Annotated in this window: 15 protein-coding genes; 3 read left to right on the forward strand and 12 right to left on the reverse strand. The window is 61.6% G+C overall.

Features of this window, described 5'->3' with window-relative positions; all coding sequences use genetic code 11:
• Positions 1-29: 29 nt before the first annotated feature.
• Positions 30-2,840, forward strand: coding sequence for a sensor domain-containing diguanylate cyclase (locus DSOUD_RS13020; protein ID WP_053551419.1), 2,811 nt, complete (start codon positions 30-32; stop codon positions 2,838-2,840).
• Between the two features lie 184 nt (positions 2,841-3,024).
• On the opposite strand, the gene DSOUD_RS13025 is transcribed toward DSOUD_RS13020, so the two are convergent.
• From DSOUD_RS13025 to DSOUD_RS13045, 5 genes are all read right to left on the reverse strand, one after another.
• Complete coding sequence (locus DSOUD_RS13025) at positions 3,025-3,207, reverse strand: hypothetical protein (RefSeq protein WP_053551420.1); 183 nt, start codon at positions 3,205-3,207, stop codon at positions 3,025-3,027.
• The gene (hemH, locus tag DSOUD_RS13030) at positions 3,194-4,180 is read right to left on the reverse strand and encodes a ferrochelatase (RefSeq protein WP_053551421.1); all 987 of its coding nucleotides are present in this window, start codon (positions 4,178-4,180) and stop codon (positions 3,194-3,196) included. Before hemH ends, DSOUD_RS13025 begins: the two co-directional genes overlap by 14 nt.
• A 151-nt stretch (positions 4,181-4,331) precedes the next feature.
• Positions 4,332-5,369 (reverse strand): uroporphyrinogen decarboxylase, encoded by a 1,038-nt coding sequence (gene hemE, locus DSOUD_RS13035; RefSeq protein WP_053551422.1) that lies wholly within the window; start codon positions 5,367-5,369, stop codon positions 4,332-4,334.
• A 167-nt stretch (positions 5,370-5,536) separates the two neighbouring features.
• Entirely contained in the window at positions 5,537-6,649 is a 1,113-nt protein-coding gene (locus DSOUD_RS13040) for a radical SAM/SPASM domain-containing protein (RefSeq protein ID WP_053551423.1), read from the reverse strand.
• A gap of 199 nt (positions 6,650-6,848) precedes the next feature.
• Positions 6,849-7,946, reverse strand: a complete 1,098-nt coding sequence (locus tag DSOUD_RS13045; RefSeq protein WP_096335441.1) for an NAD(P)H-dependent flavin oxidoreductase — start codon at positions 7,944-7,946, stop codon at positions 6,849-6,851.
• A 154-nt stretch (positions 7,947-8,100) separates the two neighbouring features.
• Here DSOUD_RS13045 and DSOUD_RS13050 point away from each other — a divergent pair, with 154 nt between their 5' ends.
• Together DSOUD_RS13050 and DSOUD_RS13055 are read left to right on the forward strand one after the other, a co-directional pair.
• Positions 8,101-9,060, forward strand: a complete 960-nt coding sequence (locus DSOUD_RS13050) for a sensor histidine kinase (RefSeq protein ID WP_053551424.1) — start codon at positions 8,101-8,103, stop codon at positions 9,058-9,060.
• Positions 9,057-9,761: a response regulator transcription factor gene (locus tag DSOUD_RS13055; RefSeq protein WP_053551425.1), complete on the forward strand. Its 705-nt coding sequence runs from the start codon at positions 9,057-9,059 to the stop codon at positions 9,759-9,761. Before DSOUD_RS13050 ends, DSOUD_RS13055 begins: the two co-directional genes overlap by 4 nt.
• 111 nt (positions 9,762-9,872) lie before the next feature.
• Here the strand turns inward: DSOUD_RS13055 and DSOUD_RS13060 are convergent, their stop codons facing one another.
• From DSOUD_RS13060 to ychF, 7 genes are all read right to left on the reverse strand, one after another.
• A complete protein-coding gene (locus tag DSOUD_RS13060) occupies positions 9,873-10,562 on the reverse strand; it encodes a hypothetical protein (RefSeq protein WP_053551426.1) in 690 nt (229 codons plus the stop codon).
• Positions 10,563-10,747: 185 nt separating this feature from the next.
• Positions 10,748-12,115, reverse strand: a complete 1,368-nt coding sequence (gene dnaB, locus DSOUD_RS13065; RefSeq protein WP_053552393.1) for a replicative DNA helicase — start codon at positions 12,113-12,115, stop codon at positions 10,748-10,750.
• 146 nt (positions 12,116-12,261) lie between these two features.
• Positions 12,262-12,708 (reverse strand): 50S ribosomal protein L9, encoded by a 447-nt coding sequence (gene rplI / locus DSOUD_RS13070; protein WP_053551427.1) that lies wholly within the window; start codon positions 12,706-12,708, stop codon positions 12,262-12,264.
• A 21-nt stretch (positions 12,709-12,729) separates the two neighbouring features.
• The gene (locus DSOUD_RS13075) at positions 12,730-13,656 is read right to left on the reverse strand and encodes a DUF2232 domain-containing protein (RefSeq protein WP_157671872.1); all 927 of its coding nucleotides are present in this window, start codon (positions 13,654-13,656) and stop codon (positions 12,730-12,732) included.
• Between the two features lie 35 nt (positions 13,657-13,691).
• Positions 13,692-13,964: a 30S ribosomal protein S18 gene (rpsR, locus tag DSOUD_RS13080; protein ID WP_053551429.1), complete on the reverse strand. Its 273-nt coding sequence runs from the start codon at positions 13,962-13,964 to the stop codon at positions 13,692-13,694.
• Positions 13,965-14,001: 37 nt separating this feature from the next.
• On the reverse strand, positions 14,002-14,370 hold the full coding sequence (gene rpsF, locus DSOUD_RS13085) for a 30S ribosomal protein S6 (RefSeq protein WP_053551430.1): 369 nt from the start codon (positions 14,368-14,370) through the stop codon (positions 14,002-14,004).
• Positions 14,371-14,504: 134 nt separating this feature from the next.
• Positions 14,505-15,599 (reverse strand): redox-regulated ATPase YchF, encoded by a 1,095-nt coding sequence (gene ychF / locus DSOUD_RS13090; RefSeq protein WP_053551431.1) that lies wholly within the window; start codon positions 15,597-15,599, stop codon positions 14,505-14,507.
• Positions 15,600-15,648 lie beyond the last annotated feature (49 nt).

Here is a 15,648-nt window from a genome sequence, read left to right on the forward strand (position 1 = left end):
ATTTTCTGACCCATTTCCGGAGAACCTCCTTGAAACGCTATATCAGCCTGAAAATCAAAATGGCCCTGACGGTCTTCGTGCTGATCCTCGGCACCCTGTCGGTCTTCGGGCTCCTGGCGCTGCATCACCTGGAGAAGGGGCACAGGGAGGGGATCGCCCGGCAGCAGATGACCCTGATCAGGGAGATCAGCGAAAAAGTCGACGGCGACCTGACCCGGGCCCGGGAAATCATGGTTCAGACCGCCGCCACCGTCCCCCTTGAAATACTCGGGGACACGGAGGCCCTGCAACGCTTTCTCGACACCCGCCTCGGGCTCGGCACCCGCCATATCTTCGACAACGGCGTCTTTGTCTTTTCCGCAGAGGGGATTCTGCTCGCCGAGTCCCCCTACATCGAGGGACGCCGCGGCAAGGACTATTCCTGGCGGGACTATTTCCGAAAAACCCTCGCCGCAAAGGCGCCGACGATTTCCGATCCCTATATTTCCAGCAAGAAGCACGGCCATCCGGCGGTCAACTTTACGGCACCGGTCAAAAATCGGTCCGGAGAGATCGTCGCCGTCCTCAGCGGTAGCATCGACCTGCTGGGCGACAACTTTCTCGGGCGCCTGACACGAACCCGCATCGGCGAGAAAGGCTATTTTTTCCTCTACAATCCCGGGCGGCTGATGATCCTGCACCCCGATCCAACCCGGATCATGCAGCACGACGTCCCGGTGGGGGCCAATCTCCTCTTCGACCGGGCCATTGACGGCTTCGAAGGGACTGGGGATACGGTCAATTCCCGGGGATTGAAGGTCATCGCAACCTTCAAACACCTGCGCGAGACCGACTGGATCCTGGCGGCCAATTACCCGGCAGCCGAGGCGATGGCGCCGATCCTGCGCATAAAAAAGTTCATGATCATCGGGCTGATTCTGGTGCTGGCGGCCTGCACTCTGTGCGTCTGGCTCTTCATGCGCTACCTGACCGGACCGCTGCAGCATCTCTGCGCCGACCTCAAGCACAACATTGAAGAGAGCGGAAAGCGAGATCCGCTGCCGGTGCGCAACAACGACGAGGTCGGCCAACTCACCGTCCTCTACAACCGGCTGATGGAAGAGATCGAAAAAGAAAAGAAGCAGAGCCGCCAACGCCTGCAATTCTTGCAGACCGTGATCGACACCATTCCCAACCCCGTCTATTATAAGGATCTGCAAGGGCGCTACCTCGGCTGCAACCTCGCCTTCGAGGAAGTCTACGGCCGCTCCCGCCGGGAGCTCTTCGGAAAGACGGTCGAGGAGATCGCCCCTCCCGAGGCGGCCGAACTCATCGCCGCTGCCGACCGGCAGCTCTACGCCCAGGAGGTCGGGGAGTTCCAGATTTACGAACAGCCGATGACCTTCGCCGACGGCCGCCGGCACGAGGTCCTCTTCTACAAGGCCGTTTTCCACGATGAAAACGGCGCTCCCGCCGGCCTCGTGGGGTCGATGATCGATATCACGCCGCGCAAGGCGGCGGAAACCGCCCTCGCCGACGCCAAGGACTTTTCCGAAAATCTCCTGGAGAACTCGGCTGTCCCCTGCTTCGTCCTCGACACCGACCACCGGGTGATCCTCTGGACCCGCGCCTGCGAAGAGCTGACGGGAATCCGGGCCGAGGATGTGGTCGGCACCGACCGCCACTGGCAGGCCTTTTACGACCACCGCCGCCCCTGTCTGGCCGATCTGATCATCGACGGAAATCTCGAAGGGACCCTCGATCTCTATAGCCGTTTCGCCAATTCGCTGCTGATCCCCGAAGGACTGCAGGCCGAGGACTGGTTTCCGGATATCTGCGGCCGGTCCCGCTACCTCTTCTTCGAGGCGGCGCCGATTCGCGACCGGAAAGGGCGACTCGTCGCCGCCATCGAAACCCTGCATGATCTCACCGCCAGCAAGCACGCCGAGATTGCCCTGACGGAGAGCGAGGCGAGCAACCGCTCACTCATCGAACGCTCTCCCGATGCCATCCTCGTGCACCGCAAGGGGGAAGTCATCTTCGGCAATCCGGTGGCGACCCGTCTCTTCGGTGCCGAAAAGGCCGAACAGCTCCGCGGCCAAAAGATCGTCGACCTCGTCCACCCGGACAACCGTGAGGCCGTGCAAAAACGCATCACCGCCACCGAAATTGACCACAGCGAAGCATCCTACATCGAAGAAAAGATCCTGCGCCTCGACGGGACGGCGGTCGATGTCGAGGCCGGTTCCTCCCCGGTCTTTTACGGCAGCCAATGGGCCGTGCAGACGGTGCTGCGGGACATTACCGAACGCAAGCAGCTCCAGGAGCGGATCTGGCACCAGGCGAACTTCGACCCCCTGACCGGTCTCCCCAACCGCTCCCTCTTTCAGGATCGCCTGCAGCAGGCGATCAACCGCTCGAAACGGGATGGGAAGCCGCTGGCGCTGATGTTCATCGACCTCGACCGTTTCAAGGAGATCAACGACTCCCTGGGCCACGGAGCCGGCGACGTCCTCCTGCAGCAGGTCGCCCATCGCCTTGCCGGAACACTGCGCAAAAGCGACACCGTCGCCCGGATGGGAGGAGACGAGTTCACCGTGATCCTGGGGGATTTCCACTCGCGGGAAGACCTCGAGGGCGTGGCGCAGCAGATCCTGCAGAAACTGGAGCAACCCTTCGACCTCCCCGCCGGTCAAGGGAGGATCTCGGCCAGCATCGGCATCGCCCTCTCTCCCGACGACGGGGGGGACACCTCCGAGCTGATGAAAAAAGCCGATATCGCCATGTACCGGGCCAAAAAACAGGGGCGCAATGGCTTTGCCTTCTACCAGGAGGAGGAACGGGAATATCCCAATCTTTGAATATTTGCCACCAAAGCACCAAGGCACCAAGAATTGCATATCCTGCACCCTGGATTTCCTTGGTGTCTCCGTGCCTTGGTGGCAACGACCTTACTTTTGAGTTTTGTTCTCCTATAAAAAAAGAGGTCCCCTCGACGGGGGACCTCTTTTTTTCTGGGCGTTGAGAAAAATTCACGGGACGGCGTCAGCCGTGAAATTCCGTGCCGTACATCATGGCTAGGCGGCCGCGGTTGTCCAGGCAGAGGGGGCAGAGTTCTCCGGCGTCGTCGTAGAGTTCCCGGGCGAGGATCGAGCCGGCCTCCTCGGCGGGGGTGGACGGTGGCGCTGCCGGGTCGAAGGTCCTGCCGCAGAGCCTACAGGGGCGCATCTGTCCCCTCCAGGTGGAATTTAACCAGATCCGCCATGGCGGCAATGAAATCGGGGTGGTCGTTGAGGGACGGGGTTCGGCTAAAGCGGCGGATCCCTTGCTTTCGGGCGTGCTCGCTGTACTCGATATCGATCTCGTGGAGGGTCTCGATATGGTCGGAGACGAAGGAGATCGGCACCATGAGCACCGCCTGGTACCCTTCGTCGGCCAGCCCGTCGAGGACGGTCAGGGTGTCCGGCTCCATCCAGGCAACCGGACCGCTGCGGCTTTGAAAACCGAGGCGCCAGGGGCGCTCGCCGAGGCGCTGCATCGTCCCCTTGACCGTCGCCAGGACCTGTTCGAGGTAGGGATCGCCGCGGTCGATGAAGCGCTGCGGCAGGGCGTGGGCGGAAAAGAGGATCTGCACCTCGTCGCGCATCAGCTCGTGGTACTCTTCGAGGGCGGCGCGGATGCGGCCGGCCAGGGCATCGAGATAGCCCGGCCAGTCGAACCACTGCTCGATGACGGAAAACTGCAGCTCGGGGTGGACCCGGGCGGCGGTGCGGCGAAAGTCGTCGATGCTGCTGCCGGTGGTCGCGCCCGTGTAGTGCGGGTACATGGAGAGGACGACCGCCCGCGACACGCCGTCGGCCCGCATCCGCTCCAGGGTTTCTTCGGCCCGCGGCGCCCAGTAGCGCATGGCGACATAGGGCCTGAAGGGCGAACCGAGAGCGGCGGCAATCCCCTCGGCCTGGAGGGTCGTCCAGCGCAGCTGCGGCGATTTGCCGCCGATGGCGCGGTAGTTCTCCCTCACTTTCCGGGCCCGGAAATGGCTGAGAATCCTGGCGAAGGGGCGCTGGAGAACGCTCCCCAGGGGGAGCTGGATCAGTTGACGGTCGGAGAAGAGGTTGTAGAGAAAGGGCTCGACGGCCTCGAGGGAATCGGGGCCCCCCATATTGAGGAGGACTAGGCCTATCGGTATCGGTTCAGGCATGAGGGATAGTCCACCACAGAGACACTGAGGCACAGAGAAAAACTTGAATTTCACAACCTGTTACCGGGTTAAAAACCCTTTGGGCAGGTCTTCTTATTTGTCTCTCTGTGTTCTCGGTGCCTCGGTGGTTCATTGAATGAGTTTACAGGGACTATTTCCGGCTGAGTCGGTGCACGCACTCGACCATATGAATGGCGTTTTCCGGCGGCACCGTCGGCAGGATGCCGTGGCCGAGGTTGAAGATGAAACCGGGACGCCCGGCGTTTTCGTCGAGAATGCGCTGGACCTCTTTTTCGATGTAGGGCTTCGGCGCATAGAGAACGGTCGGGTCGAGGTTCCCCTGCACCGCCACCTCCGGGCCGAGGATGTCCCGGGCCTTGCCGAGATTGACATGCCAGTCGAGCCCGACGACGTCGGCGCCCGCTTCCTTGACCAGCTCGAGCATGGTGCCGCCGTTCTTGACGAAATAGATCACCGGGATGCCGTCGCGGTTGAGGCCGTTGATCAGCTCCTTGACGTAGGGGAGGATATAGCGCTCGAAGTCGTGGGGGGCCAGGAGCCCGCCCCAGGTGTCGAAGATCTGGATCGCCTGGGCGCCGGCCTCGATCTGCATGTTCAGGTAACGCCGGTCCATCTCGGTGATCTTCTTCATCAGCGCGTCGTAGAGGGGGAAGTCGGCGTACATCATCTGCTTGAGGGCGGCAAAGTCCTTGCTGCCGTGCCCTTCGACCATGTAGCAGGCGAGGGTGAAGGGTGCTCCGCCGAAGCCGATGAGGGGGACGCGTCCCTCGAAGGCGACGCGCAGTCGTTTGAGGATTTCCGGAACGTAGGGAACCGCCTGGGCCATATCGTCGGGGACGATGAGGGCATCGACATCGGCGGCGGTGCGGATCGGTTTTTCGAAGACCGGACCGGGGACGAAGTCGAGAGCCATCCCCATCGGCTCGATGGGTGTGAGGATGTCGGAGAAGAGGATTGCCGCGTCGACATTGAGGAGGTCGATCGGCTGGATGGTCACCTCAGCGGCCCGGGCCGGATCCTTGCACAGGTCGAGAAAGGTGCCGCCCCCCTGGGCGCGAACATCCTTGTACTGCTGCAGGTAACGGCCGGCCTGACGCATCAGCCAGACGGGGACGTAATCGGTCGGCTGGCCCCAACAGGCCTTGATGAAGGGGTATTCTTTGGACATGGGGATGGAACCTCCTGTATGACAAATTTTGAATTGCGAATTTTGAATTTTGAATTTCATTCTCCATTCAAAATCCAGAATTCAGACTGACAATTTTGAATGGTGAATTTTGAATTTTGAATTTCATTCTCCATTCAAAATCCAGAATTCAGAATTCAGAATTGAACTTACGCTTTCGGTGCGTTCTCCGCCGCTTCCTTCTCCATCCGCTTGCGGGTGCGGTTGGGGATGTAGTTGCAGAAAGGCTCCTCGGCCAGGTAATCGCCGTAGACGGCGTCGGCGCGGGCGCGGCAGCCGCCGCAGACGTTGATGAACTCGCACTCGCCGCACTTGCCGGTGTACTTCTTGAAATCCCGCAGGTCGTTGAAGACCTTGGAGTTGTACCACAGCTCCTTGAAGGGGATCTGCTTGACGTTGCCGACCGAAGAGTGGAAGTAGGAGCAGGGCTTGAGATTGCCGAAGCAGTCGATGAGGCAGATCGTCTGCGCGGCGATGCACCCCTTGCCGCCGCCGGTGGAGAAGGTCAGGGAGCGGCGCTGGAAATCGACCCCTTCGGCCTTGGCCATCTGCGGGACGATGCGGTAGTAGTGGGGAGCGCAGGTGGGGCGCATGAGGATGTCGCTCTCGTTCTTCTCCTGCTCGTAGTGCCAGGAGAGGATTTCCTCGTAATCTTCGGCGCTGATCAGCTCGTTCATGATCTCTTCGCCGCGGCCGGTGGGAACGATCATGAACATGTACCAGGCGGTGGCCCCGAGCTCCTTGGCGACCTTGAAGGTGGCGCCGATGTCGTGCTGGTTGCGCTTGGTGAAGGAGGAGTTGATGAGGAATTTGATTCCGTTGCGCTTGAGGGTCTCGGCGGCGCGGACCACCCCGGCGAAGGCGCCCTCGCAGGAGCGGAAATCGTCGTGAATCGCCGCCGTCGAGCCGTCCAGCGACAGGGAGACCATCTTGATGTCGGCCTCTTTCATCTGCGCGCAGACTTGGTCGGTCACCAGCGTGCCGTTGGTCGCCATGCACATGCGCAGCCCCTTGGCGGTGCCGTAGCGGGCGATCTCGAAGATGTCCTCGCGCAGCAGCGGTTCGCCGCCGGAGAGGACCATCACCGGCTTGGAGACCTCGCAGATGTCGTCGATGAGCTTTTTGGCTTCGGCGGTATTGAAATCGCCCGCCGCCGCGTCCATGTCCGATGAGCAGCGGCAGTGAACGCAGTTGAGGTTGCAGCGCTGGGTGCTCTCCCAGGCGATCCACTTGGGGATGAAATCTTCGTTGTTTGCTGTCATTTCGACTCCTTGGGGGACGGTCTCCCCTTGTTGCAAAAAACTTACCGACGCACTTTAAATCAAACGCCCCCAAAAGACAAGAATTCCCGCGCCCGGCGGTCGGCGCCCCCGGCTGTTTGGCGGCGGCGAGGTTGACGGAGCAAAAAGAAAAGGCGAACCTCCGGGGTCCGCCTTTTCTCTGGAACATTTGCGGCCAGGGTCAGGCGCCGGCCGTTTCCTGCCGCGGAACGCCGTCGACCAGGTCGAAGAGCTCGTCGAAGATCGCCTGCACGGTGGTGATCTTGTTCGCCTTCCAGGCGTTGGTGCCGCAGAAGACAAGGCCGGTCTCGACGTCCCCCCGCTGGGCGCGGTCGAGGGCGTGGACGACGCAGAAGCGTTCCTGTCCCGTCTTGTAGGAGCACTTCTTGAGGCACCCGGAGGGACAGCGGAGACCGAGTGCGAGGTCGCGCTGGCGGATCCGCTCGACGTTCCCCTTCAGGGCGCGGCCGGGGAGCCCGGCAGGGCTCATGATCAGGCCGATGTCCTCGGGCTTGCAGTCGAGATAGGCCTTCTTGAAGGCGTCGGAGGCGTCGCACTCGACGGTGCAGACGAAGCGGCTGGCCATCTGCACCCCGTCGGCGCCCTCGGAAAGGGCGTGCAGCACGTCGGCGCGGTCCCAGATGCCGCCGGCGGCAATCACCGGCATCTCCACCTGCCACTCTTCGCGGAAGTACGCTTTGACTTCGCGCACCGTGGCGTACTGGTCGTACTCTCCGGAACCGATATTTTCGAGCTTCTCGCCGAGATGGCCGCCGGCGGTGTCGGGATCCTCCACCACCACCGCGTCGGGGAGACGGTCCCACCCCTTGTGCCACTTGCGGGCGATGAGTGTGGCGGCCCTGACCGAAGAGACGATGGGGACGATGGCCACTTCGGGCCATTCGGCGGTCAGCTCCGGAAGGTTGAGAGGGAGTCCGGCGCCGCTGACGATGATCTTGGCGCCCCCTTCGCAGGAGGCGCGCACCATCTCGTCATAGTTGGTCACCGCCACCATGCAGTTGGTGCCTATGATGCCGTCCGGGGCGATCTGATAGGCCTTGCGCAGTTCGGCCTTGAGGCCTTCCGGCTCGGCGGTGAAAAAGTTCTTGCCGTCGTAAAAGGGGGTATTGAGGCCGATTCCGGCGCTGGCCACCAGACCGATGCCGCCGCAGAGAGCGACGTGACCGGCGAGGCCGGAGGCGGAGATACGCACCCCCATCCCCCCCTGGATCAGAGGGAAGCGCGGGGTATAACGGCCGATTTTCAGAGGCTTGATCATAAGAGAAGATCCTGTCTTGCCTTGGGGACCGGGAAATCCGACCCAATATTTCGGCCATGTTAGCAGAAGCCATCCTTTGGAATTGTAATAGTTCTGTAAAACCACGCCGAGATTCCCCTTGTCGGGCCGCCGGCGGAGATGGTAAAGAGAGGACATGAAACGATTCGGACGCCTTTTCAACCCCCTGATGGCCATCATCGGCATCCAGCTGCTGTGGATCCTCCTGGTGGTCTTCTGGATCTCCTGGTTCATGGGGAGCCACCGCCGGCTGCGGATGATCGCCGAGAAGTACAGCCCCGACCTCATTCAGGGGGGGGTGGACTGGTTCATTCTCGTCGAGGGGCTGGTGCTGCTGGCGGCGATCCTCGCCGGGGTCTACGTGATCTTTCTCTACTGGCGGCGCCAGGTCGCTCTCTATCGGGCGCAGCGGGACTTCATCGCCCAGGTGACCCACGAGCTCAAATCCCCCCTCGCCTCGTTGCAGCTGCACCTCGAGACGATCCGCCGGCGCAAACTGTCGGCGGAGAAGATGGAAACCTTCCTCGACACCATGCTCGCCGATACGGACCGCCTCGGGACCCTGATCAACAACATGCTCACCACCCAGCGGCTCGAACAGAAGGGGCTCAAACCGAACCTCAAGCCCTGCAACATCTCAGAGCTCGTCTCCGGCTACTTCCGCCCCCGTCAGTATTCCCTTCCCAAGGCCGGGCGCATGGAACTCGACATCGAGCCGGGCCTCTGTGCCCTCGCCGAACCCGATTCTCTCGAGACGGTTTTCCGCAACCTTCTGGAAAATGCCCTCCTCTACGCCAGCGGCCCGCCGCGCATCCGGGTCCACCTCTACCGGGAAGGGGCCTATGCCCATCTGAGCTTTGCCGACCGGGGGAAGGGGATCGAAAAACACGAGCAGAAAAAGGTCTTCAGCATGTTCTATCGCGTGCGACCTCCCGGGGAGACGATCCGCGGCTCCGGTCTGGGGCTGTTCATCATTCACACCGTGGTGCGCCTGCACCGGGGGAAGGTCTGGCTGGAGAGCGAGGGGATCGGCAAGGGGACCACGGTTCACCTTCTCCTCCCCCTCGTCAAGGATCCCCCGGGGAGCCGCCAATGAACCCGGTGCATATCCTCCTCGTCGAGGACGAACCGAACATCGCCCGCGGCCTGGTCTTCAATCTCGAGGAGGAAGGGTTTCGGGTGAGCCATGTCGAGAGCGGCGAAGAGGCTCTGGAGGCCATCGGGACCCACCCCTTCGCCCTGGTGGTCCTCGACCGCATGCTCCCGGGGATCGACGGCCTCGAGGTCTGCCGGAGACTGCGCCGGACCGACAGGCGTCTGCCGATCCTCTTTCTCACCGCCCGGGGGGAAGAGGCGGAGCGGGTCGAAGGGCTCCTTGCCGGGGCCGACGATTACCTGACCAAGCCCTTCAGCCTCGAGGAGTTCCTGCTCCGGGTGAAGGGAATCCTGCGGCGCTCCGAATGGTACCGTCCCGAGCAGGGGCGGGAAGAGAGGATCACCTTCGGCGCCAACAGCATCGACCTTCAGGAGCAGATCGCCCGCACCCCCCAGGGAGAGATCGCCCTGACCGACCTCGAGGTGCGGATGCTGCGCACCTTCTTCCACCACGAAGGAGAGGTCCTCTCCCGGGCCGAACTGCTCTCGGCGGTCTGGGGGGTTTCTCCCGACACCGAAACCCGCACCCTCGACAACTTCATTGTCCGGATGCGCAAGTACTTTGAAACCGACCCCGCCGCCCCCGTCCATTTCCTTACCGTCCGCGGCCGCGGCTACCGTTTCGTCAAGAAGGGGGCCTAATGCCCCCCAAAAAAAAATGACGGTCCGCAGACCGTCATTTTTTTTTGCCATCCGCAATTATTTCAATTCCCGCAACCGGGGAGTTTGAGTCCGGCAGCTCGCCCCAGAGACCTACTCATCGACCCGGCGCCGCTGATAGGTCGGCCAGAAATCCTCGGTCACAGAGTTGACCAGGGCCGTCACCATCTTGTCGTATTTGGCCTGGGGATCGCTGAGGCCGAAGGATGAGGACCCCCGGTCGGTGATGTTCAGGCTGGCGATGGACCATTTGCCGCTGGCCGAATTGGTCCACAGGGTCGCACCGCTTCGGCTCTCGCGAATTTTGGCACTGAGGCCGCCATCCACCGAGGCCTTGGCGCTCAGGGACTTGAAGTCTCTCCCCAGCTGCAGCTCCGGTTTCGCTTCGGAGACCTTCACCAGGCCGGTCAGGACCGCATCGACGCCATTTTTGGCGGCAATGGCCCGGATCGCCGGCGCGTCGAGGGTCTCGGCGCCCACCGAACGGAGAACATCCTTCTCGCTGCCGAGCTCAAGGAGAAGGACCCCCTGCTGGGCGGCCTGCAGGCTCTGGAGAAATTTCTGGGTGGCGTCCAGCCTCAGGGCGTCCTCCCCTTCGGCGCCGAATTCGATGACGCCGATCACCTTGTAGGCCTGCAGATCGACCTTGGGCGGGATGGTGACGACGATCGTCTTGCTGGCGCACCCCCAGAAAAAGAGGAGGGAGGCCAAAAGGAGCGGGAGTCCGCGGCGCCCCAGGAGTGCGGCAGGGCGGCAGGGGGATTGACCGGCGGTGTTCTTCATCTGTCTTCCTCCAAAAGAGTCGGCATTCCCGGGCGCCGCCACCTTCGGCGGTGACAGCCCATGCGCCCGGCGACCTATTTATAGCAAAATACGTACCATGGCGCAAAATACCCAGGCAGCGAACGAAAGAATAGCCCCGGATCCCGATCCGGGGCTATTCTTTCGAGACTTGGGACAGGTCAAAATCAGCCGCCGTCGCGGCGACTCTGATTCTCGAAGCGGGTGTATTCCCCGCGGAAGGTCAGATGCACGGTGCCGATCGGACCGTTTCGCTGTTTGCCGATGACAATTTCCGCATCCTTGTCGTGCCCCTTGTCGCAGGAACCGTCCCGTTTTCTGCAGGCCTCGCAGTAAACCGCCTCGCGGTAAACGAAGGCGATGACGTCGGCGTCCTGCTCGATGGCTCCCGATTCCCGAAGGTCGGCCATGATCGGGCGCTTGTCCGTGCGGTTTTCCAGCGAACGGTTGAGCTGGGAGAGGGCGATGACCGGGACCTTGAGTTCCTTGGCCAGAGCCTTGAGAGAACGGGATATCTCGGAAATTTCCTGCTGGCGGTTCTCGGAATTGTGCCCGCTCATCAACTGCAGGTAGTCGACGACGATCAGGCCGAGGTCGCGCTCGGACTTGAGGCGGCGCGCCTTGGCCCGAAGTTCGAGAACCGATATGGCGGGGGTGTCGTCGATATAGATCGGCGCCTCGGAGAGGAGTCCGGCGCCGTTGGTCAGCTTGGGCCAGTCAGAATCGCCGAGATGGCCGGTGCGCAGCCGACTGGCATCGACGCGGGAGACGGAGCAGAGCAGACGCTGCACCAGCTGCTCCTTCCCCATTTCGAGGGAGAAGATGATCGTCGGCACCTTCTTCTCGGCATAAACCGCGGCGTGCTCGACGACGTTCATGGCAAAGGCGGTCTTCCCCATGGAAGGGCGTCCGGCGATGATGAGGAGGTCCCCCCCCTGCAGGCCGGCGGTCATCAGATCGAGATCGGTGAATCCCGTGGGGACGCCGGTGACCAGTTCCTTGCGGTCGTAGAGCCTCTCGATCGCCTTGAAGGTGTCCTTCATGATCTCCCGGGTGGAGAAATAGGACTGGCTGCTCTTCATCCCGGTAATTTCAAAGATCGACTTTTCCGCCCAGTCGAGAGTCGCCTCGATCTCCCCCCCCTGGTAACCGCGGGTGGCGATTTCCGTGGAGACGTTGATCAGATGCCTGGCAATCGACTTCTCTTTGACGATGCGGCAATAGTAGGCGATGTTGGCGGCAGTGGGGACGTAATCGACGAGGGTCGACAGATAGGCGGTCCCGCCGATGGCCTCCAGCTCCCCCTTCCCTTCAAGGGCGGCCGTCAGGGTCACGAGGTCGGCAGGCTCCCCCTTGTCGGAGAGGTAAATGAGGACATTGAAGATCTTGCGATGGGCTTCGCGGTAAAAATCGTCGGGGCGCAGGATTTCAAGGGCCTTGTTGAGGGCCTCGTTTTCCAGCAGGACACCGCCGAGAACGGACATCTCCCCTTCCAGGGTCTGGGGGGGGAGGCGATGGGAGGGTGCTTCGACCATGGCAAAAAACTGCTCCGGCAAATGGTTAAAACCGGCGGGAGAATAAACCCCTCCCGCCGGTCTGGAATTGCCAGTCGTTCAGTATCGGAGGTCGCCGGCAAGGGCGGCCTCTGTAAATCAGCCCAGCAAGGAGAAAGCCGTGCGGTCTATTCCGCGGCGGCGACCTTCACCTTGATGCTGGCGGTCACGCCCGCCTGGAGCTTCACGGGAACGGAAAATTCACCGAGAGCCTTGATCGGCTCGTCGAGCTGGATCTTCTTGCGATCGACTTCGACGCCGGCCGCAGCAAGACGCTCGGCGATCTCCATGGAGGTCACGCTGCCGAAGAGGCGCCCTTCCTCGCTGGCGCGCAGAGTGAATTCGCAGGTGACCTTTTCGATTTCCCCTTTGAGGAATTCGGTGGCCTGCAGCACCTTGAGCATCTTGCGCTCAAGTTGGCGCTTCTGGTGGTCGAGTTCCTTGACGTTGCGGGGATTGGCCTCGACGGCCAGGCCCTGGGGAACCAGGAAATTACGGCCGTAGCCGGGTTTGACCTTGACCATATCGCCGATGGTGCCAAGCCCGTCCACATTTTCAACAAGAATGATGTTCATCGATCTCCTCCCAAGAAAGATCTACGTTTTTTTGATTCGGGGTTTCCTGAAATCAGCCCAAAGGTCGAAAATACCGAGGCCGGCGACGATCAGCGGCAGCGGGTTGAGGACCGCGATTAACAGGTAACCCACAGCCCGAAACAACGGCGAAAAGCCCCGTTTGCGGAAAAAGTAGGTAACGATGGCCAGGCCCTGCAGAAAATAGACCGGCAGAACCATGGTCAACAGATTGATACCGACCGTCTGGGGCGCACCGCGAAAAAGGAACGTGGCAAACCCCGCAACGATCAGCGGCCAGATCAACAGTTCGGGGACCCTCCAAAGGTGAAAGGGGACCCCGGGAAACAGGTAGCGGCCAGGCGCCAGCAAGGCGAGGGCCAGGGTGGTCAACAACAGCAGGGTGCCGGCGGCGACTGTCGCCAGTCCGGGATAGGCCCGAACCATGAGTTCACCGGACTTTTTCAGGAAAAGCTGCACGTCCTGCAACCGGTCCTGGGGGATGTCGGCCTCTCCGTAGGCAGCAAGGGCGCGATCGACCTCACTGCCAACGTACTCACCGACCATGGCATCCACGCTGCGACCCTGATAGGCGGAGAGGCCGGCGAGGGCCAATCCCCCTGTCGTTAGCAGCACGACCAGGGTCGCAAGGACCGCCCGATCCCAGCCTATCCCTCGCCGCAAAAGAAGCGGCAGGAGAAGGGAGGGGGGTGCGTATTGCAAAAGGTACCCGCCGCAGGCGACAAACTCTCCACCGGCGGCGATGATGGCGGCGGTCCCGAGAACGACGACCCCACCGAGCTTCCCTCCCCAGCGCATCACGATGAAGGCGGCAGGGAGCGGGATTGCCAAAGCCAGAACAATCCCCGCCGGGCCGAGGGCGCCGACGCCAACCTGCAGCAAGAGGGTGCCGGCGACGCCGGCCATAAAGTAAAGCAACTGCCGATTCACGGCATCAATTCCCCGAGTGCGCGCGCAACGAGCGATTAATCAAAGGAATGGGCGCTGGTGAAGGGGAGCAGGGCGATGTTGCGGGCCCGCTTGATCGCTTCATTGATCTTGCGCTGATGCTCGGCGCAGTTCCCGGAAATGCGCCGGGGAACGATCTTGCCGCGCTCGGAGACGAAATAGCGGAGGCCGCGGATTTCCTTGTAGTCGATGGTCAGATCCTTGTCGCCGCAGAAGCGGCAACCTTTGCGGCGGGTGAAGCGGCGACGGGGGCCGCCGGCGGGTCTAGCAGGTTTCTTTTCGTATGCCATATCTGGAATCCTCCGTAATTATGAGTGGGCGCCCGGCTCAGGCCTCGGCTTCGGTTTCTTCGCCTTCGTCCTCGGACGGAGTCCCTTCGGCGACAGCAGCCACGGGAGCGATGGTGAGACCTTTTTCGAGGTGCACGGTCTGGAACTTGATGATCGATTCATCGATCCGCATCCGGCGCTCGAACTCCTTGATCGCCGGGGCAGGTGCCTTATAGGCGACATAGAGGTAGGTTCCGCGACCCTGCTTCTTCACCATATAGGCAAGCTTGCGGGTCCCCCACTCGTCGAACTTGAGAATCTCCGAGCCCTGGTCGATGAGGACCTTCTTGAACTTCTCAACGATGGCGGCATACTCGTCGCCGACCATCTCGGGATGAACGATGATAATCGTTTCGTACGTACGCATTAAATCTGACCTCCTCATGGGTTTGTAGCCCCGGGTCATCCCGGAGCAAGGAGCGGGCGCAATCCTTGCGCCCAAGCCTGGAAAAGAACTATCTCTAATACCACAGCTCCCGTGGCATTTCAACCTTATTTAAGTTAGACGTTGAAGCGGAAGTGCATCACGTCGCCGTCGGCAACCACGTATTCCTTCCCCTCCAGCCGCATCAGCCCCTTTTCCTTGGCGCCGGATTCACCCCGGGCATCGATGAAATCCTGGTAGGCGATGACCTCGGCGCGAATGAAGCCTTTTTCGAAATCGGTGTGAATGACCCCCGCCGCTCCCGGCGCCTTGGTCCCCCGGGGGATGGTCCAGGCACGCACCTCCTTGACCCCGGCGGTAAAATAGGTGATCAACCCGAGGAGATGGTAGCCGGCAAGAATCATCCGGTCGAGGCCGGACTCGGCGAGCCCCAGTTCCTGAAGAAACTCCCCCTTTTCCTCGGGGGGGAGTTCGGCGATTTCCGCTTCGATCTTGCCGCAGATGACGACCATCTCCGCCCCTTCCCTGGCGGCGAAATCCCGGAGTTCACCGACGAAGGGGTGCTTGCCGTCCAGGTCGTCCTCGGAGACGTTGGCCACATAGAGAACCGGCTTGGCGGTAATCAGGTGCAGTTCGCGCAGGATCTGCAGTTCGTCCTCGGCCAGCTCCACGGCGCTGGCAGGACGCCCGACATTGAGGACGGCGCGGAGCTTGACAAGGACGTCGAGTTCGGCCTTGAGCTTTTTGTCGCCGCTTTTGGCCTGCTTTTCGGTGCGGACGAGGCGCTTTTCGACGGTTTCCAGATCGGAAAGGTTGAGTTCGGTCTGGATCACCTCCACATCCCGCAGGGGATCGACACTGCCGTCGACATGAACGACGTTCTCGTCGTCGAAACAGCGGACAATGTGGGCGATGGCATCGACCTGACGAATATGGCCGAGAAACTGGTTCCCCAGCCCTTCCCCGCGGCTGGCTCCCTTGACCAGCCCGGCGATGTCGACGAATTCCATGTTCGTCGGCAGAATCCGTTCCGGATGGACGATTTCCGCCAGGGCATCGAGGCGCCGGTCGGAGACGGAGACGACGCCGACATTCGGCTCGATGGTACAGAACGGATAGTTGGCCGCTTCGGCTCCGGCGGAGGTGATAGCGTTAAAGATGGTCGATTTGCCGACGTTGGGGAGGCCGACAATGCCGCATTTGAATCCCATAGGTCTCTTCTTCGGTAAAAGTACGATAGCCGGGGACCAGAGGCCCCGG

It is taken from the genome of Desulfuromonas soudanensis, assembly GCF_001278055.1.
GTDB lineage: Bacteria > Desulfobacterota > Desulfuromonadia > Desulfuromonadales > WTL > Deferrimonas > Deferrimonas soudanensis.